The organism is Thauera sp. ZXT1-4 (assembly GCF_052598215.2).
The window spans coordinates 1-19,129 of record NZ_JBQWSN020000003.1 but is presented as its reverse complement, the minus strand read 5'-3'; the positions used below and the strand labels follow the sequence as shown (position 1 = coordinate 19,129).

General features: G+C 68.0%; 16 protein-coding genes. 11 read left to right on the top strand and 5 right to left on the bottom strand.

Annotation, left to right across the window (positions count from 1 at the left end):
- Nucleotides 1–57 precede the first annotated feature (57 nt).
- Genes ACUH78_RS03490 through ACUH78_RS03480 form a run of 3 tightly spaced genes read left to right on the top strand, consistent with a single transcriptional unit; the run spans nt 58 to nt 4,474 of the window.
- Complete coding sequence (locus tag ACUH78_RS03490; protein WP_445332718.1) at nt 58–2,067, top strand: TonB-dependent receptor plug domain-containing protein; 2,010 nt, start codon at nt 58–60, stop codon at nt 2,065–2,067.
- Nucleotides 2,055–2,624 (top strand): YfiR family protein, encoded by a 570-nt coding sequence (locus ACUH78_RS03485; protein WP_445332717.1) that lies wholly within the window; start codon nt 2,055–2,057, stop codon nt 2,622–2,624. Before ACUH78_RS03490 ends, ACUH78_RS03485 begins: the two co-directional genes overlap by 13 nt.
- Nucleotides 2,621–4,474 carry a putative bifunctional diguanylate cyclase/phosphodiesterase gene (locus tag ACUH78_RS03480; RefSeq protein ID WP_445332716.1) on the top strand — a complete coding sequence of 618 codons (1,854 nt, stop codon included), beginning with the start codon at nt 2,621–2,623 and terminating at the stop codon, nt 4,472–4,474. Before ACUH78_RS03485 ends, ACUH78_RS03480 begins: the two co-directional genes overlap by 4 nt.
- A 7-nt stretch (nt 4,475–4,481) precedes the next feature.
- Here the strand turns inward: ACUH78_RS03480 and ACUH78_RS03475 are convergent, their stop codons facing one another.
- Nucleotides 4,482–4,841 (bottom strand): hypothetical protein, encoded by a 360-nt coding sequence (locus ACUH78_RS03475; protein WP_445332715.1) that lies wholly within the window; start codon nt 4,839–4,841, stop codon nt 4,482–4,484.
- 257 nt (nt 4,842–5,098) lie between these two features.
- On the opposite strand from ACUH78_RS03475, the gene ACUH78_RS03470 reads away from it, so the two are divergent.
- From ACUH78_RS03470 to ACUH78_RS03450, 5 genes are all read left to right on the top strand, one after another.
- Nucleotides 5,099–5,719: an ABC transporter ATP-binding protein gene (locus ACUH78_RS03470; protein WP_445332714.1), complete on the top strand. Its 621-nt coding sequence runs from the start codon at nt 5,099–5,101 to the stop codon at nt 5,717–5,719.
- Nucleotides 5,713–6,528: an ABC transporter permease gene (locus ACUH78_RS03465; RefSeq protein ID WP_445332713.1), complete on the top strand. Its 816-nt coding sequence runs from the start codon at nt 5,713–5,715 to the stop codon at nt 6,526–6,528. Before ACUH78_RS03470 ends, ACUH78_RS03465 begins: the two co-directional genes overlap by 7 nt.
- Complete coding sequence (locus ACUH78_RS03460) at nt 6,513–7,745, top strand: polysaccharide pyruvyl transferase family protein (protein ID WP_445332712.1); 1,233 nt, start codon at nt 6,513–6,515, stop codon at nt 7,743–7,745. The genes ACUH78_RS03465 and ACUH78_RS03460 overlap by 16 nt, the downstream gene beginning before the upstream one ends.
- 89 nt (nt 7,746–7,834) lie before the next feature.
- Nucleotides 7,835–9,397: a diguanylate cyclase domain-containing protein gene (locus tag ACUH78_RS03455; RefSeq protein ID WP_445332711.1), complete on the top strand. Its 1,563-nt coding sequence runs from the start codon at nt 7,835–7,837 to the stop codon at nt 9,395–9,397.
- Nucleotides 9,398–9,527: 130 nt separating this feature from the next.
- Complete coding sequence (locus ACUH78_RS03450; RefSeq protein ID WP_445332710.1) at nt 9,528–9,788, top strand: hypothetical protein; 261 nt, start codon at nt 9,528–9,530, stop codon at nt 9,786–9,788.
- 10 nt (nt 9,789–9,798) lie between these two features.
- On the opposite strand, the gene ACUH78_RS03445 is transcribed toward ACUH78_RS03450, so the two are convergent.
- The 3 genes from ACUH78_RS03445 to ACUH78_RS03435 form a co-directional block, all read right to left on the bottom strand.
- A complete protein-coding gene (locus tag ACUH78_RS03445; RefSeq protein ID WP_445332709.1) occupies nt 9,799–10,734 on the bottom strand; it encodes an AEC family transporter in 936 nt (311 codons plus the stop codon).
- 95 nt (nt 10,735–10,829) lie between these two features.
- Nucleotides 10,830–13,604, bottom strand: coding sequence for a phosphoenolpyruvate carboxylase (ppc, locus tag ACUH78_RS03440; RefSeq protein ID WP_445332708.1), 2,775 nt, complete (start codon nt 13,602–13,604; stop codon nt 10,830–10,832).
- 26 nt (nt 13,605–13,630) lie between these two features.
- A complete protein-coding gene (locus tag ACUH78_RS03435; protein ID WP_445332707.1) occupies nt 13,631–14,782 on the bottom strand; it encodes a glycerate kinase in 1,152 nt (383 codons plus the stop codon).
- Between the two features lie 172 nt (nt 14,783–14,954).
- Between ACUH78_RS03435 and ACUH78_RS03430 the strand changes: the two genes are divergently transcribed.
- The 3 genes from ACUH78_RS03430 (at nt 14,955) to ACUH78_RS03420 (ending at nt 18,493) form a co-directional block, all read left to right on the top strand.
- Nucleotides 14,955–16,337, top strand: a complete 1,383-nt coding sequence (locus tag ACUH78_RS03430) for a class II fumarate hydratase (protein WP_445332706.1) — start codon at nt 14,955–14,957, stop codon at nt 16,335–16,337.
- Nucleotides 16,338–16,528: 191 nt separating this feature from the next.
- Entirely contained in the window at nt 16,529–16,753 is a 225-nt protein-coding gene (locus ACUH78_RS03425) for a YMGG-like glycine zipper-containing protein (protein ID WP_418365288.1), read from the top strand.
- Between the two features lie 132 nt (nt 16,754–16,885).
- Nucleotides 16,886–18,493, top strand: a complete 1,608-nt coding sequence (locus tag ACUH78_RS03420) for a peptide chain release factor 3 (RefSeq protein WP_445332705.1) — start codon at nt 16,886–16,888, stop codon at nt 18,491–18,493.
- A gap of 51 nt (nt 18,494–18,544) precedes the next feature.
- On the opposite strand, the gene ACUH78_RS03415 is transcribed toward ACUH78_RS03420, so the two are convergent.
- Complete coding sequence (locus ACUH78_RS03415; protein WP_510497549.1) at nt 18,545–19,099, bottom strand: nidogen-like domain-containing protein; 555 nt, start codon at nt 19,097–19,099, stop codon at nt 18,545–18,547.
- Nucleotides 19,100–19,129: the final 30 nt, after the last annotated feature.

The window sequence follows — 19,129 nt, the reverse complement described above, 5'->3', positions numbered from 1 at the left end:
GGTAAAGGCTAGAATTCCGCTTCCGGACGCTCACGCCCGATGCCGATAATCACGATCATGCCTGCCAGCGCCCGCACTTCCATCCGCGTCTCTGCCCGCAAACCGGGACTGCTCACCACACCGCGTCGGCTTGCCCTGACCCTGTGCATGCTGTGTGCCGGCGGCACGGCCCATGCGGCCGGGCATCTTGCGGAACTGTCCTTCGAGCAGTTGCTCGACGTCGAGATCAGCGGCGCATCCCGCTTCGTGCAGCCCAGCCGGGAAGCGCCCTCGGCGGCCACGGTCATCACGCGCGAACAGATCCGCGACCATGGCTGGCGCACGCTGGCGGAGTTGCTGGACGCCGTACCCGGGCTGTTCATGGCAAGCGACCGGGTGTATTCGTTCGCGGGCATCCACGGCTTCCAGCAACCGGGGGATTACAACACCAAGTTCAAGCTGCTGCTCGACGGCATCCCGCTGAACGACCCGGCCTACGGACAGGCGCAGATCGGCGAGGACGGACCGGTCGACCTGGCCCTGCTCGAGCGCGTCGAGTTCATCCCCGGCCCGGGCTCGTCGGCCTACGGCAGTAACGCCTTCCTCGGCGTCATCAACCTCGTCACCACGAGTGCCCGTCCGATGCAGGGCACGACATTGGACACGGCCTTCGCCGACCAGCGCGGACGCAGCATCGCCCTGCGTCACGGTCATGCCAGTGACCGCCACGAGCTGCTGGTGTCTGTCAGCGCATGGCGCAGCGACGGCGACGACATCACGCTCTCCGACATCGGCAGCGCGCGCTACGGCGCGGCCTCGGGCGTCGAGGCACCGCGTGGGCACCGCCTCACGCTACGCCACGCCTGGGACGAGTTCGCGCTGACCTTCACCCATGCGTCTCGACGCAAGGGCTACGCAGGCGCACCCTACGACACCGTGTTCGGCGACCCCCGCACCCGCGCCACCGAGGCGTTGTGGACACTCGGCCTGAACCACCGCCACGAGTGGCTGCCCGGCCTGACGCTGGCGACACGGCTCGACCTGGGGGGCACCGAATACCGTGGCGACTGGGCCTACGACACCGAGCTTGGCCGCGACGAAACCACCACCCGCTGGTGGGGCGCGGAACTGCAGGCGACCGACATCCGCTTCGCCAGCCACACCTTGCTCTACGGCGCCGAGTATCGGGCCCATCCCGTCTTGCGCCAACGCAACCGCACCCTCGGTGCCCAGGACCAGATCCTGCTCGACGACCGGCGCAGCAACCACCAGGCCGGACTCTACGTCCAGGACGAGTGGCGCAGCGACAACTGGCTTCTCAACACCGGCCTGCGGCTGGACCACTACAGCAGCTTCGGCACCAGCCTCAATCCGCGGCTGGGCCTGATCCAGCTGCTGGGGCCCTCCACCGCGCTGAAGTACCTGTTCGGTACGGCCTATCGCGCCCCGTCGCCCTACGAGCAGCACTACCATGACGGCGAGCTGACGATGAAGGCCAACCCGGCGCTCGATCCGGAACGCATCCGCTCCTTCGAGATCGTCCTCGAACACAGCGACGCCCACGGCTGGGACTGGAATGGCAGTCTGTTCCACAAACGCATCACCGACCTGATCGTGCAGGAGGCCGATCCAGCAGATGGCCTGCTCGTCTACCGCAACCGCGGCAAGGCCGAGCTGCGCGGCGCGATGCTCTCGACCCAAACCCGCTGGGAGGACGGCACACGCTTCGCCGCCTCCTGGAGCTGGCAACAGGCGCGCGACCCCGATACCGGCAGCCGCCTGCTGCACGCGCCACGCAACGTCGCCAAGGCTGACCTCACCCTGCCGCTGTCCGCCCACTGGCACGCCACGCTGGAAGGCCGCTTCGTCTCCGCCCGCAAGACGGCTGCCAGCGAGGTCGGCAGCCAGTTCTGGGCGAATGCAGCCATCGTCTCGGTACGTCCGGTCCTCACCGGCGCACAGTTGCGCATGCGCATCGACAACCTCTTCGATCGCAGCCTGCACGACCCCGTAAGCGAAGAATTCGGGCACGAAGCCCTGCCACGGCCCGGGCGCAAGCTCGAGCTCGGGCTGACATGGGCGTTCTGATGCACGCGCCCGCCGTACGGCGTCGACCCACCGCATCTGCACGCTGGCTGCTGGTGCTGGGCGCGAGCTTCGCACTCAGCCTCGCCAGCACGGCGGGCGCGGCGGCACCCACGGCCAAGGAATCGAGCCTGCAGGCCGCGCTCGTGTTCAACCTGATCCGCTTCACCGCCTGGCCGGCCTCCATCGCGGACAATGCGCCGCTCACGGTGTGCACCATTACCGAGAATCTTGAACTGGCCAACGCCTATCTGGACTACCACGGCCGCAAGGTCGGCGAGCACACCTTGCAGATCCAGCGTCGCGGCATCCTTGCGCAACTGGATGACTGCGCAGTGGTTCATTTCGACCAGGTCGACATTCCGCTCCTCACCGAGCGGCTGCACCGTCTCGCGGGGCGGCCGGTACTCACCATCTCTACGCCACCGCATACCGGGTCCATGATCGGACTGGCGCGCGACAACAACCGCGTGGCCTTTCAGGTCAGTCTCGAACCCCTGCGCCAGGCCGGCCTCAAGCTCCCCGCCCAGGTGCTGCAACTGGCGCGCAGCGTGCAATGACCCACCGCGAACCCCGCGACCACGCAGCAGCCAGCCGCTTCCAGCTTCTGGCGGCCGCCCTGTCTTTGCTGATCCTGGTCCTGGTTCTGGCCGCCCTGGAGTACGCCAAGGAGCGGGACAGCCTGATCGACAGTCTTCAGGCACAGGCGAGATTGCTCGGCGAGGCGAGCATCCCGGCGCTGATCTTCGACGACGAGGAGGCCGCACACAGCAACCTGGTGTCGATCACTCGTGCAGCGAACATCGAGGAGGCCGCGCTCTACCGAATGGACGAGGACGGCACCCCGCGGCGGTTCGCCCACGGCACGGCCTCGGGGCAGGCACCCGCCTTCCTGGGCGCACGTGCGCCAAACGTGCCCTTCATCGTGCCCTCGACCCGCCTCGACCTGCGCTTCGAGAACGCCACCATCGGCACCATTCACCTGGTCGCCAACAACGCGGCGCTGATCAAGAAGGTCGGCCTCTACCTGATCACCGTCGGCAGCGTGGCCCTCGGCGCGCTGGGCATCGCTGCCTTCCTCACCGCACAGTTGCGGCGCCGGGCCACCGCCGCCGAACGTCAGCTGGAGACGCGCACCAAGTTCGACGAACTGACCGGCCTGCCGAACCGCAGATCCTTCAACAGCCGTCTTCGCCGCGCCACCGAAGATGCCCACGCGAGCACCCAACCACTTGCCCTGCTGCTCTGCGACCTCGACAACTTCAAGCTCATCAACGAAGGCCTGGGCCACACCGCTGGCGACGAACTCCTCCGGCAGGTGAGCGAGCGCCTGGGCAAGGCCGTGCGCCAAAGCGACACCCTGTGCAGGCTGGGCGGCGACGAATTCATTGCCATCCTCCCCAACACCGGCGCCGAAGCGGCCGCCAAGGCGGCACGGCACATCCTGCAGGCCATCTCGGACCGCTACGTCCTCGGCGAGCGGACCGTCTCCATCGGCACCAGCATCGGTATCGCGCTGTTCCCCGCGGACGGAGAGACACCCGGCCAACTGTTGCGCGCAGCCGACGCCGCACTGTACGCGGCCAAGAGTGCCGGGCGAAACAGCCTGCACTTCTTTTCACCCCTGCTCGATGCGCAGGTGCACGAACGGATGGACCTGGAAAACGGCCTTCGCCAGGCGATGGAACGGAACGAGCTCGAGGTGCACTACCAGCCCCAGTTCTGCCTTGGAACCGGACGCCTGACCGGCGCCGAGGCCCTGCTGCGCTGGCACAGCGCAGAATTCGGCAAGGTGCCTCCGGACCGCTTCATCCCGATCGCCGAAGCGGCCGGACTGATCGGCCACCTGGGCACGTGGGTGCTGGAAGAAGCCTGTCGCCAGACCGCCGCATGGTTGCCTCACGCGCCCGACTTCCTGATGGCGGTGAACCTATCGACGCGACAGCTCGAGGACCCCGAGTTGCCGCAGCAGATCCGTTCCGCGCTGGAACGCCACGGTCTCGACGCCCGCCACCTCGAACTGGAGATCACCGAAAGCGCGCTGATGCGCCAGGCCGAATCGAGCTTCGCGGCCCTGGCCGCAATCGACACGCTGGGGGTGAGGATGAGCCTGGACGACTTCGGCACCGGCTATTCCTCGCTGAGCTATCTGAAGAGCCTGCCCATCTCGGCGCTCAAGATCGACCGCAGCTTCGTGCAGAACCTCCCCGACGACCCCGACCTGGTGGGAATCACGCAGGCCATCCTGGCCATGGCGCACGCGCTGGACCTGAACACGGTCGCGGAAGGCGTGGAAACGGAAGTGCAGCGCGACTTCCTCGCGGCGCGCGGCTGCAATTTCGCACAAGGCTGGCTGTTCGACCCCGCCCTGCCGGCCGCAGCGTTCACCGAACGCTACTTCGGCGCCTGACGCCCACTCAGCCGCGACGACCGGATGCCGGCCCAGCCTCGTCTTCCGGCACCTCACGAATCACTTCGCCCTCGATGACCAGCGTCGCAGCCTCGTGCGGCGCACCGGAGCCCTGCTCCTGGCGCGTCGCCTCCATGTGCTCGCGCATCGCCTTGCGCACGGCACGCGTCTTCCACCACAGGTAGCCCCACACCACCACACCGACGGTGATCACCACCGCGAACAGGGCCACCGAAAAGGTCAGCGCGAGCGCAAACACGCCCAGCGCCGCCACACCGCCGACGATCTTCTGCCACAGCGAAGGCGCCTGCGCGCCGCTGCGGTCGAGGTTGAGGTAGAGCCCGGAGAAGCGGGGATCCTTGTGCATGATCGTGTCCTGGTGAGTGGCGCGGAGCGTCCGCGCCCCGTCGCAAGGGTCAGAACCGCGAGCGACGAAAAGATTCCGCGTATGGATCGCGCGTGCAGACCACGCGAGCGACCGTGCTGCATTGTCGCCCGATTACATGGCGACCGCGGTCACCAAATGCAAGGTGCCTCCGCGGCGGTGCGCGCCAGCTGCGTCTTTGTCGCCTCGTCCCGCCACCGCCATTGAAAACCCGCCCCGCGCGCGGGAAGATGCGGGCCATGTCCGCGCTCGTCCTGCAACAACTCCGCACCCACCACGTCGGCCCCGTCGACCTCGAGATCGCCGCCGGGGAATGTGTCTGCATCCGCGGCGCCTCGGGCAGCGGCAAGTCCCTGCTGCTGCGGGCCATCGCCGACCTCGACGCGCACGAGGGCGACAGCCTGCTCGACGGCTGCAGCTGCAGCGCGATACCCGCGCCCGCCTGGCGGCGGAAGGTGGCGCTGATGGCGGCCGAGAGCCAGTGGTGGGCCGAGACCATCGGCGAGCACTTCCCCACCGGCTGCGACCCCGTCTGGCTCGAGCGCCTCGGGCTGCCCGCCGCCGCCCTCGCGTGGACCGTGGCGCGCTGCTCCACTGGTGAGCGCCAGCGCCTCGCGCTCCTGCGCACCCTCGCCCGCCACCCCGATGCCGTGCTGCTCGATGAACCCACCGGCAACCTCGACGAGGATAGCACCGCGCCCGTCGAGGCCCTGCTTGGCGACTACCGGCGCGACCATGCGGCCGCACTGCTGTGGGTCAGCCACGACCCGCGCCAGGCAGCACGGGTGGCGCAGCGTCGCTTCGTGCTCGCGGACGGCCGTCTGGTGGAGGAAAACGCAGGGGAGGGCGCCACATGGTGATCGAACTGTCGGTGCTCGACCTCTCGCTCGCAGCCCTACTGATCCTCGCCCTCGCCGGCGTGTCGCTGCGCCTGGGGCTCGGGCTCGAGCAGCGCCTCGTGGTGTCGGCGGCGCGCACCACGATCCAGCTGCTGCTGATCGGCCTGGTGCTCAAGCTGCTCTTCAACAACGCGCGTTTTCTCTGGGTCGCGGCGATGGCGGCGGTGATGATCGCCGCGGCCGGGCGGGAGGTGATGGCGCGGCAGAAGCGCCGCTTCATCGGCTGGTGGGGCTTTGGCCTGGGCACGCTGTCGATGTTCGTATCCTCCTTCACCGTCAGCGTGCTGGCGCTGCTGGTGGTGATCGGCAACTCGCCCTGGTATGCGCCGCAGTACGCCATCCCGCTGCTCGGCATGGTGCTCGGCAACACCATGAACGGCATCGCGCTCGGGCTCGACCGCCTCACCCAGGAGGCGAGCGCGAGGCGCGCGGTGCTCGAGACCCGGCTCGCGCTCGGCCAGGACTGGAACGAGACCATCGCCGACACCCGGCGCGAGGCGATCCGCGTCGGCATGATCCCGATCATCAACGCCATGGCCGCCGCCGGCATCGTCAGCCTGCCAGGCATGATGACCGGCCAGATCCTCGCCGGCACCGCACCGGTCGAGGCGGTGAAATACCAGATTCTGGTGATGTTCCTGATCGCCGGCGGCACCGGCTTCGGCACCGTGGTGGCAGTGAGCCTGGGCGCGCGCCGGCTGTTCGACGCCCGCCAGCGCCTGCGCCTGGACCGGCTGCGCATCGGCGCCGATCGATGCTCCCGCCGCTGATCCTGTTCGGCGCCTTCGACCGCCACAACCTCGGCGACCTGCTGCTCGGTCGCATCGCCGCCGCCATGGCGGCCCGCCTCGCCCCCGGGCGGCCCCTGGCCTGGGCGGGACTCGCCGGGCGCGACCTGCGGGCGGTGGGCGGGGCACAGGTCGAGACACTCGAAACCATCGCCGGGCGTTGCATGCAGCAGGCCCCCGGCCTCGCGCCGCCCGATCTCCTCCAGGTCGGCGGCGAGATCCTCGGCTGCAGCGCCTGGGAGGCCGCGGTCATGCTCGCCGAGCCCGGGCAGGTGGTCGCGCTGATCGCCGCCCACGACAGCGATCTCGCGGGCCGTGACGCCTGGGCGCGAGGGCGTCTTGGCATCGCGCGCACGCTCCCCTATCTCTCGCCACGGCACCTGTTCCCGCCCGGCGCGCGCGTCGCCCATGCCGGCACGGGAGGGGTGGCCTTCGAGCACCTGCCCGCCGCGGCCCGTGCCGAAGCGCTCGACGCGCTGCGCACCGCCGCAGCGCTGCACGTGCGCGACCGCCGCACGCAGGTCGCGCTCGCCGCCGCCGGTATCGACGCCGCGCTGGCGCCCGACCCGGCCGCGCTCGTCGAACGGCTGTTCGGCGACGAGATCGCCCGCCACACGGCACAAGGTGAACCCGCGGCGATTCGCGCGCGCTTCCCGCAGGGCTGGATCGCCACCCAGCTCAGCGCCGAGTTCGGCGACGACGCAAGCCTCGACACGCTCGCCGCAGATCTCGACCGCCTGCACCAGGACACCGGTTTCGGCCTCGTGCTGTTCTGCGCCGGGCGCGCGCCCTGGCACGACGACCCGGCGGTGTTGCACCGCCTGCGCACGCGGCTGAAGCACCACGCGGAATGCATCGTCGCGGACAGCGAACACCTCTTCGCGCTCTGCGCACTCATCGCCGGCGCCCACCTGTGCCTGGCCAGCAGCCTGCACGTGCGCATCGTCGCGGAAGCCTTCGCCCGCCCCGCGATCAGTCTGGTGCAGGCCTCTGCCCAGGGCGAGAAACTGCGCGCCTACCTGGACACCTGGCATGGCGACGCGCCTCTGGTCCATGAGCTCGGTACCGGACCATCGATCCGGCTCACCCGATCCGCACTCGTCCGCAGTGCAGTTAAATGCGCATCGCATAATCGCGAACTCGCAAGCCTTGCCGAAACCGCCCTGCAACGCTGCTTCGCGGCCTTGCATCGCAGCTGAATATCGTCGACCGCGTCTGGAAGACCTATGACGTTCGTCAAATTTACAGCGCTCCACGATGCGGCGATACTGCGCCCACTGGAGCCGCCATGCCGCATCGACCGCGCCGTTCAAACCTCATACTTTTGTTGCTGGCGTGGCTGACGCTGCTGGTGGTCGCTGGCTTCCTGCTCATCACCTCCGAGCTCCGCCGGCTCGAACAGCAGTTCCTCCAGACCACCGGCGCCCTCGCCGCCGACATCCGCCACACGCTGTACACGAACGAAGCCGTGCTCTCGGGCCTGTCGGCCTTCCTGCTCGCCGTCGAGCGCGACGACTACGCTGCGACCGAACGCTACGCGGCCACGGTGGCCGCTGCCTATCCGCACATCTACCAGATCGAGATCGCCCGCCGCGTCGCCACCGCAGACGCCGCCGTGCTGGCCGAGAACCTGCGCCGCAACTGGCGCGCCGACTTCCACCTCAAGTCCTTCAGCGCACTCACCAGCCGCGAGCCGGTCAGCGCGACATCCGCCGTCGACACCTGGCCCATCCTCTTCATACATCCGGCGCTGCCGGAGACCCTGCCCATCTTCGGCGTGCAGCTCGAGACGGTGGATCACCTCACAGGCACGCTGGCACGCGCGCTCGGACAGCCGCGCGCGGTGGCTTCGCCGGTGTTCGAGCTCTACGAGGGCGAAACCGGCTACCTGCTGCTGCAGACCGTCGAGCGTCCGCGCGCAGGTGCCGAGGGCAGGGCGGCCGATTTCTTCGGCGACACGATGGCGGCGATACTGCTGATCAAGAGCGCGGCCCTGCTGCCGACAATGCCCGCCAAGGTGCGCGGCGCGAGGATCGGCATCCGTACGACGCTGGTCGGCAGCGACGGCATCGAAGGCCTGCTCGTCGAGCAGCCCATGGAAGGCGGCTCCCGGCTCGACCGCTGGCTGTTTCCCGTGTACATGCACGCCGAACATGTGCAGGGAACCGCGCAGAAGGTGCTCGTGCGCTTCACGCAGCAACAGCGCCTGCGCGACGTGTTCGCCGCCGAGACCGCGGCGGTCCCGCTGTTGCTGCTCGCCGCCGCATTGGCGACCCCCTGGTTCATGCTACGCCACTACCGGGCGCTGATGCGCGCTAGCATCGAGCACAAGCAGTCCGCCTATCTCGCCACCCACGACGTGCTCACCGGCCTCCCCAACCGCTACCTGCTCGCCGACCGCTTCGACGCCGCCCTGCACGCCTGGCAGCGCCACGGCACCCGCTTCGCCGTGATCCTGCTCGACCTCGACCACTTCAAGGACATCAACGACCGTTTCGGCCACGAAGCCGGCGACCGGGTGCTGTGTGTCACCGGGGAACGAATGACCACGCAGCTGCGTGCCAGCGACACCGTGGCACGCTACGGCGGCGACGAGTTCGTGATCCTAGTCGGCAGCATCCTGGATGCCGAGGACGCCCTCCGCATCGGCGAGAAGCTGCTCGCCGCAGTCTCGCAGCCGGTAGAAACCTCCGTCGGAGCGCTCCCGCTCGCCTGCAGCATCGGCATCGCCATCTGCCCGGATCACGGCACCGACCTCGACAGCCTGCGCCGGCGCGCAGACATGGCCATGTATGCGGCCAAGCAGTCCGGTCGGCGCGCGGCCGTGCTGGCGCCGGTGAGCACGGCCTGAACCCCGCACCGGAAACGATCTGCGGTGTGCCCGGTCACAGACGCTCGCGACAACAGGAGCGGCCAAGCGGCACCGGCGCACCGCGCTTCCGCCACCGCTCGCCCCCTATCGATAGGAGGAATCCCGACCGATGACCAATCTCTTCGATACCTCGCCCGACCTCGCCGCCAGCCTGCGCTTCGACGCCGTACTCGATGCCGATGGCACCCTGCGCCTGCTCGACTTCGCCGCCCCCACTGCGGGCGCGGTGCAACTCGAAGGCCTGCGCGGCTCGCTCGCGCTGCACGAGGGCTGGCGCGAAGATCGCGCACTCGGCTCCCTGTTCCACGCCGCCACCGGGAGCCTCACCGAGGTCGCGCCGGTGCAGTGCCGGCGCTTTGAGCAGGAGTAAGCCTGCGCCCTCAGGGCCGCAACACGAACAGCAGCGCCGACAGCGTCCCCACCGAGACCACCGTGGACAGGAACACCGCCGAGGCCACAGTGGACTGTCCGGCCCCATAGCGCTGCGCGAACAGGTAGGGCGTGATGCCCGCCGGCAGCGCCGCCAGCAGCACGCCGGTCGCAACCCACAGTGGCGGCACGTCGAACACCTGGGTAGCGAGCAGCCACACGATGAACGGATGGATCACGGTCTTCAGCGCCAGCAGCAACGCCGGTTCGCGCAGGTTTCCGCCCAGGCTGTAGCGCGTCAGCGAAGCCCCGAGCGCGAACAGCGCGCACGGCGTTGCCGCACTGCCCAGCCCCTTGGCCACCGCATCGAGCGGGCCGGGCAGGGCGATGCCGAGCAGCGCGAACGCCAGCCCGCAACTCAAGCCCCAGATGATCGGTGTTCCCAGCACGCTCTTCGCCAGCTTCAACAGCATCGCCATGCGCCCTTCGCCCTTGCCCTGTGCAGCCTCGATCAGCGCGGTGGTCGGCGGCAGCATCAGCAGGCTATGACAGGCGATCATCACGAACAACGGTAGCGCGGCAGACGGGCCATAGGCGGTCATCACCAAGGGGATGCCGAGCATGCCTGTATTGGAAAAGCCCGCCCCCAGCCCCAGCACCGCCTGCTCGTCCAGCCGCCGCCCGAACAGGATGCGGCTGGCCGCCATCGCAAGCGCATACACACCAAAGGCGCCGATGTAGTACGACAGCAGATAGCCCCAAGGCATCGCGTCGGGCAGCTCGGCCTGAGCGATCGCACGGAACAACATCAGCGGCAAGGCGAAATTGAAGACGAACAGCGACAGCCCGCGATTGGCCGCCTCGTCGAACACACCGAAGCGCGCCGCCACATAGCCGAGGCCGAGTGTACCGAAGACCGGCAGGATGATGCCGAAGATGATGTCCATGATGTTCCACGAAACGCAGGGGGCCGGCACACGCGTCCGGCCCCCATGATGCGGCGGGCGCGAATACTCGCCAACTCCCGCTCGCGCTGCGCTCCTCACCCGCTGTTGCGCAGCCCCGCGGCGATGCCGTTGATCGAGAGGTGGATGCCGAGCCGGATACGCTCGTCGGTGCCACCCGCCTCAGCCACCTCGCGATGACGACCCAGCAGCTCGACCTGCACGTGGTTGAGCGGGTCCAGATACGGGAAGCGGTTACGGATCGAGCGCTTGAGCAGCGGGTTGCCGTCGAGCAGCTCGGCCTGACCCGTGATCCGCAGCACGGCCTCGACCGTGGCCTGGTGTTCGCCACGGATGCGGCCGAAGATCGCGTCGCGCAGCACCACGTCCTTCACCAGCTCGGCGTAGCGGCTGGCGATCGCGAGGTCGGTCTTGGCCAGCACCATGTCCATGTTCGACAGCAGGGTCTGGAAGAAGGGCCATTCGGCGTTCATGCGCTGCAGCAGCGCGAGGCCGTCGTCCGGATGTGCGGCGAGGAAGTCCTCCACCGCGCTGCCGAAGCCATACCAGCCCGGCAGCATCACGCGGCACTGCGACCAGCTGAACACCCACGGGATCGCGCGCAGATCCTCGATCGCGGTGGTCTTCTTGCGCGAGGCAGGCCGGCTGCCGATGTTGAGCGCGGCGATCTCGCTGATCACCGTCGACGCCCAGAAGTAGCGTTCGAAGCCCTCGGTGTCGTAGACCAGGCCGCGGTAGGCCGTGAAGGCCGCGTCCGACAGGGTCTGCATGGCATCGAGAAAAGCCTGCGGCGTGGGCGCGGCACTGGCCGGGCGGAGGCTGGTCTCGAGCGTGGCGGCGACCAGCACCTCGAGGTTGCGCCGGCCGACTTCCGGGTTTCCATACTTGGCGCCAATCACCTCACCCTGCTCGGTGAGGCGGATCTGCCCCTGCACCGCACCCTCGGGCTGGGCGAGGATGGCCTGGTAGCTCGGGCCACCACCGCGGCCCACCGAACCGCCGCGGCCATGGAACAGGCGCAGGCGCACGCCATGGGCAGCGAAGGCCTCGACCAGTTCACCCTCGGCCTTGTACAGCGACCAGCCCGAGGTGAGGAAGCCGCCGTCCTTGTTGCTGTCCGAGTAGCCGAGCATGACCTCCTGCGTGTGGTCGCGCGCGCCGAGCAGGCCGCGATAGCGCGGGATCGAGAAGATGCGCGCCATCACGCCGGCAGCGTTCTCGAGGTCGCCGATGGTCTCGAACAGCGGCACGATGTTCACGTCGAGCGCGTTCTCCAGCGGACGCAGGATGCCAGCCTCCTTCAGCAGCACCGCCAGCTCGAGCAGGTCGGAGACATCGTCGGTCTTGGAGATGATGCAGTTGCGGATCGCGGCCGTACCGTAGCGCAGGTGCGCCTGGCGGGCGGCGCGGAAGATCGCCAGCTCGCCCTCGGTCTCGTCCGAGTAACGCACGTGCGGCGAGGCGAGCGGGCGCGCGGTATCGAGCTCCTCGAGCAGCAGCGCGCAGCGCCCCGCCTCGTCGAGCGCGGCATAGGCGCTGCCCGGCCGCGCGACTTCGAGCAGCTCGGCGACCACGCGCTCGTGCACGTCCGAGTTCTGACGCAAGTCGAGCGGCGCGAGGTGGAAGCCGAAGACCTTCACCGCGCGGCGCAGGTGGCGCAGCCGCCCGCGTGCCAGCGCCGCCGAACCATTGGCCACCAGCGAGCGGTGCAGGGTGTCGAGGTCCTCGGTCAGCGCCGCCGCGCTGGCGTAGGGCGCAGCATCGGCCACCGCATGGCGCACAGGCGCGTGGCCGAGCAGTGCCAGATGGGTGGCGGCCAGGCGTGCGTAGATGCCGGAGATGGCGCGCCGGTAGGGCTCGTCACTGCGATGCGGCGAGCGGTCGGGCGAGGCCTCGGCGAGCGCGAGCAACGCATCCGAGGCCGACACCAGACCAATCCCGAGCGAGAGCTGCGAGCCGAGGATATGCAGCTCGTCCAGGTAATAGCCAAGCGCCACCTCGCAGTGCATGGCAAGCGCCTTCTCCAGCACCCCGGCAGTGACGAAGGGGTTTCCGTCGCGATCGCCCCCGATCCAGCTCCCAACCTGCAGGAAGGCGTCGAGCTCGGGGCTGCCGAGCATCGGATCGGCCTTTGCTAGGCGATCCTCCAGCCCGGCGTACAAGCGTGGCAGTTCGCGCAGGAAGGTGGTCTGGAAGTAGGACAGACCGTTGTTGACCTCGTCGATGACCGACAGCTTGGCGGTGCGCAGCATGCGCGTCTGCCACAGCGTGAGCACCGCGCGCTTGAGCGCCTCGTGGTTGGCCTCGGCCTCCTCCGGGGTAAGTTGCATGCGGTCACGCTCATCGAGCAGACGCGCGACCACGGTTTCGCAGTTGAGGATGCTCTTGCGCTGTACCTCGGTGGGATGGGCGGTGAGCACCGGCGAAACCAGCGCACTATCGAAGAAATCCACCAGCACCCCGGCGTTGGCCGTACCGGCCTCGAAGGCATTCTGCACGGCACGCGCCAGGCTGCCTTCGCGCGGTGCCGAGCCGGCGATCAGATGCGCACGGCTACGCCGGATGTGGTGCTGGTCCTCAGCGATGTTGGCCAGATGCGAAAAATAGCTGAAGGCGCGCACCACCTGGATGGTCTGCTCGCGCGACAGGGCGTCGAGCATACCCTCCAGCTCGCGGCGGGCGGCAATATCGTCGTCGCGTCGAAAACGCACCGAACACTGACGGATCTGCTCGATGCAGTCGAACACCGCCTCGCCTTCCTGTTCGCGCACACTATCCCCGAGCAGGCGCCCCAGCAGGCGGATGTCCTCGCGCAGCGGGTGGTCCTTGGCGAGCAGGGTGTCTTGGTTCATCGTGTTCTCCATGTCGGGGACAGGTTTCATCGCGACACCCCGATCGAGGCGCCTATGCGCAGGCTGGCCGCCAGGTTGCGGGCCGCCACGCGCAGGTTTTCCGCTGCATCGTACAGGGCTTCGTCCAGGGTGCAGGGCCGCGCGAGCACGCTGAACACGGCGTCGATCCCATGCGCGTACACCGCGTCCACCCCACTGCCGAGCGAGCCCGCGATGCCGATCACCGGCCGGCCATGACGCTTGGCCACACGTGCCACACCGATCGGCGTCTTGCCATGCACGGTCTGGAAGTCGATACGCCCCTCTCCGGTGATCACCAGGTCGGCATCACGGACATGGGCGTCGAGCCCGACCGCGGCGGTCACGATCTCGATGCCCGGCCGAAGCGTAGCACCAAAAAAGGCCAGCATCGCCGCCCCCATGCCACCCGCCGCGCCCGCACCCGGCACCGGGTCCACCGTGACGCAGAGATCGCGCTCGACGATGCGGGCGAAGCGGGCGAGGTTCTCATCCAATACCGCCACCATCCCTGGCGTGGCGCCTTTCTGCGGGCCGAACACCGCCGAGGCGCCGCGCACGCCGGTGAGCGGGTTGTCCACGTCACAGGCGACCTCGATGTGCGACGCGGCCAGGCGCGGATCAAGGGCCGAAACGTCGATGCGGTCCAGTGCGGCGAGTGCACCACCGCCCGGGCCGATCTCGCGCCCCTGCGCATCGAGCAAGCGCGCGCCCAGCGCCTGCACCATGCCGGCACCGCCGTCGTTGGTGGCGCTACCGCCGATGCCGAGGATGAAGCGCCGCGCGCCGGCGTCGAGCGCAGCGCGGATCAGCTCGCCGGTGCCACGCGAGCTGGTGACGAGCGGATTGCGATCCGCCGGCGGCACCAGGGTGAGGCCGCTCGCAGCCGCCATCTCGATCACCGCGGTCATGCCATCGCCGGTAAGCCCGTAGCGCGCCTGGACCGTATCGCCCAGCGGTGCCGTCACCGCCGCGCTGCACAGCTGACCTTCAGTCGCAGCCACCATTGCTTCCACCGTCCCCTCACCGCCATCGGCTACTGGTACGAGCACGTATTCGGCTTCAGGGAAAACCTCTCGGAAGCCGGCCTCCACCGCCTGCGCGACCTGCAGGGCGGACAGGCTTTCCTTGTACGAATCGGGGGCAATGACGATCTTCATGCCAGGAGTCTCCAGTGCGGGGCAATCCTCATGCCGTGCGCGAACCAGGCCGCCAGCGTACGACGGAGCAGCCACATGCTGCCGCGCAGCGTGCGGCGGAACAAGGGCAGGCGCAGAATCGTCACATCAGCGCAAGGCCACCAGACCACTCATCCGATTGAGGACGCTCGCCATGCACCGCATCGAAACCGACAGTCTCGGCCCAGTGGAGGTCGATGGCCGTGCCTACTGGGGAGCGCAGACGCAGCGCTCGCTGCTCAACTTTCCGATCGGCGGCGAACGCATGCCGATCGCGATCATCCACGCCCTGGCGCTTATCAAGAAGGCGGCCGCACGCGTGCATGCGCGTAGCGGCGCACTGCCGCCCGAAATCGCAACGCTGATCGAAAGCGCTGCGGACGAGATCCTTGCCGGCCACCACGACGAGCAGTTTCCGCTCGTGGTGTGGCAGACCGGCAGTGGTACGCAGACCAACATGAATGTTAACGAGGTCATCGCCGGCCGTGCCAACGAGCTCGCCGGCCGCGGTCGCGGCGGCAAGGCGCCAGTGCACCCCAACGACCACGTCAATCGCGGCCAGAGCTCCAACGACTGCTTTCCGACCGCGATGCACATCGCCACAGCGCGCGCGGTGCATGAGGACCTGCTGCCCGCAGTCGCCGAGCTCGCACAAGGGCTCACTGCCCAGGCCGAGCGTCACGCCGGCCTCATCAAGACCGGGCGCACGCACATGATGGATGCCACGCCGCTCACCTTCGGGCAGGAACTGTCGGCCTTCGTCGCGCAGCTCGACATCGCGACGCATGCGATCGAGGCCAGTCTGCCAGCCGTGCATGCGCTCGCCCAGGGCGGTACCGCGGTTGGCACCGGACTCAATGCCCCACCGGGCTTTGCCAATGCCATCGCCGCGGAGCTCGCCGCGCTCACCGGCCTGCCCCTGGTCAGCGCACCCAACAAGTTCGCCGCGCTTGCGGGGCACGAACCCCTGGTGGCGCTGTCTGGCGCCCTGAAGACGCTCGCGGTCACGCTGATGAAGCTCGCCAACGACCTGCGCCTGCTTGGCTCCGGGCCGCGTACCGGCCTCGCTGAAGTGCAACTGCCTGCCAACGAACCCGGTAGCTCGATCATGCCCGGGAAGGTCAACCCGACCCAATGCGAGGCGTTGTCCATGCTCGCCTGCCAGGTACTCGGCAACGACGCCACCATTGGCTTTGCGGCCAGCCAGGGACATCTGCAACTGAACGTGTTCAAGCCGGTGATCGCCTACAACCTGATGCAATCCATCCACCTGCTCACCGACGGATGCCGCAACTTCCAGCGCCACTGCGTGGCCGGCTTGATGCCAGATGAGAAGAACATGGCAGCGAAGCTAGAGCGCAGCCTGATGCTCGCCACCGCGCTCAACCCGCACATCGGCTACGACAAGGCCGCAGAGATCGCAAAGAAGGCCTATGCCGAAGGCAGCACCCTGCGTGCGGCGGCAATCGCGCTTGGCCACGTCACGGCCGAGCAGTTCGACGCCTGGGTGCGACCCGAGGACATGCTGGGCGGCTGATATCTGCACCGGGATGGGTCTGGACGCGTGCAAGGCGGAGAAACAATTCGACACCTCGCCACGGGATCTTCATCCCCGAGTCGCGCTCATACTCCACGCATCCGGCAGGCGTGGCGTGCAATGCGAAGTGATCATCGAATCCCCTCCGTTCCACAACTGCAGCCGCCCCATAGCCCGACAAGGAGGCCACCATGAAGACCCGTACCCGTACCCTCATCCCCGCCCTGCTCATCACGTTCGCGCTCACTGGCTGTGCAACCTGGGACAACATGTCCTCGCGCGAGAAGAGCGCCACCACAGGTGCTGCGGTAGGCGGTGTGGCCGGCGCCGTGATCAGCAACGGCGGCATCCTCGGCACCGTGGGCGGTGCTGCCATCGGTGGCGTCATCGGCGACCAGATCGGCAAGCAGAAGTAAGCCGGAGCGCGGTAGCCATCCCGGGGATGCCGCCGGCAACGCACGGCATCCCCCTGATTCCTTGATAGAATCCCGCTCGTCCCGCCACGCCCGACCTCGGGCGGGCGGTTTTGTTTTTGCCGACGAGCCCCGATGACCACCACGCCCTTCCCGCCCGAGCTGCTGCGCGACGTCGAAAAGCGCCGCACCTTCGCCATTATCTCCCACCCCGACGCGGGCAAGACCACGCTCACCGAGAAGCTGCTGCTGTTCGGCGGCGCGATCCAGCTCGCCGGCACGGTGAAGGCGCGCAAGTCCGCCCGCCACGCCACCTCGGACTGGATGGAAGTGGAGAAGCAGCGCGGCATCTCGGTGACCAGCTCGGTGATGCAGTTCGAATACCAGGGGCACACCATCAACCTGCTCGACACCCCGGGCCACGAGGATTTCTCGGAAGACACCTACCGCGTGCTCACCGCGGTGGACGCCGCGGTGATGGTGATCGATGCCGCCAAGGGCGTCGAGGCGCAGACGATCAAGCTGCTCAACGTGTGCCGCCTGCGCAACACGCCGATCATCACCTTCGTGAACAAGCTCGACCGCGAGGTGCGCGAGCCCTTCGAGCTGCTCGCCGAGATCGAGGACGTGCTGAAGATCACCTGCGCGCCGGTGACCTGGCCGCTGGGCATGGGCAAGGCCTTCCGCGGCGTGTATCACCTGCTGCAGCAGCAGGTGCTGACCTTCACCCCAGGCCAGGAACGGCGCAGTGACGGCGAAATCATCAAGGGCCTGGACAACCCGGAGCTCGACAAGCGCTTCCCGCTGGAGATCGGTCAGCTGCGCGAAGATGTCGAGCTGATCGACGGCGCCTCGCCGCCCTTCGACCTCGACGACTTCCTCGCCGGCAAGCAGAGCCCTGTGTTCTTCGGCTCGGGTATCAACAACTTCGGCGTGCAGGAGATCCTGCAGTCGCTGATCGACTGGGCGCCGCCGCCGCAGGCGCGCGATGCTGGCAGCCGCATGGTGCAGCCGGCCGAGCCGGCCTTCACCGGCTTCGTGTTCAAGATCCAGGCCAACATGGACCCGAAGCACCGCGACCGCATCGCCTTCTTCCGCATCTGCTCGGGCCGCTACAGCGCGGGCATGAAGGTGAAGCACGTGCGCGCCGGCCGCGAAATGAAGCTCGCCAATGTGCTTACCTTCATGGCCAACGAGCGTGTGATCATGGAAGACGGTGTCGCGGGCGACATCGTCGGCATCCACAACCACGGCCAGCTGCAGATCGGCGACACCCTGACCGAAGGCGAGAACCTCGGTTTCAAGGGCATCCCCTACTTCTCGCCTGAAATGTTCCGCGCCGCACGCCTGCGCGATCCGCTCAAGTCAAAGCAGTTGCAGAAAGGGCTGCAGGAGCTGGGCGAAGAAGGCGCGATCCAGGTCTTCGAGCTCGAGGGCGGCCAGATGCTGCTCGGCGCGGTCGGCGTGCTGCAGTTCGAGATCGTGGCGCAACGCCTGAAGGACGAGTACAAGGTCGATGCGATCTTCGAGCCCGCCGACATCCACACCGCGCGCTGGCTCACCTTCCCGGACGACGTCACGCGGCGCAACTTCGAGCGCGAGCAGGCGCTGCGCCTGGGCAAGGACATCGACGGCAACCCGGTGTATCTGGCCACCAGCCGCTACAACCTGGAAGTGACGGCCGAGAAATGGCCCAAGGTCACCTTCCACGCCACGCGCGAGCACGGCGAAGTGCTGGGCTGAAAGCACGACGGCAGCCAAAGCTGCCGTCGTTTTCCTGAAGGCCTCGGAGGCTCAAGCCACCTTGCGACGGCGCGCAGCCAGACCCGCCAGGCCGAGGCCCAGCAGTGCCAGCGTGGCGGGTTCCGGAACGGGGTTCACCACCTGGCCGCTCCGCACCGAGAAGAGATACTGCCCTGCGGTCTGCGAATTGAGCGACCCGCTGACCAGCGCATTCGGACCACCATCCAGCAACGCACCATTCACAAGCGAGCCGGCAAACTGGAACGAAGCACCGCTTCCGTTGGTCCAGCCCGCTGCGGCCGAGGTGCCACCGAGACCATTGACGCCACCGCTGGCCTCACCGGTTTCCCACTGGATCGTGTCGTAGTTGAACTCGAAATCGAAGTCGCCCAGCGCAATGTCGGAGCGGTCGGTGATGATCAACTGGAAACTGTTGAGCTTGTCCGTGCGGGCACCGTAGTAGCCCACATCAATCCAGTTCACACCGAACACGTTACGACCCCCAAGGGTGCTCTGGCCGTACTGGACGAGTCCGCTGCCCGCGCCACGGGTATCGACGTCGGCAAAGAAGGGGGCCAGCACAGGGTCATCGCACTCGAAAGTCATAACGAATGAATCCCCAGCATTTTCATACGG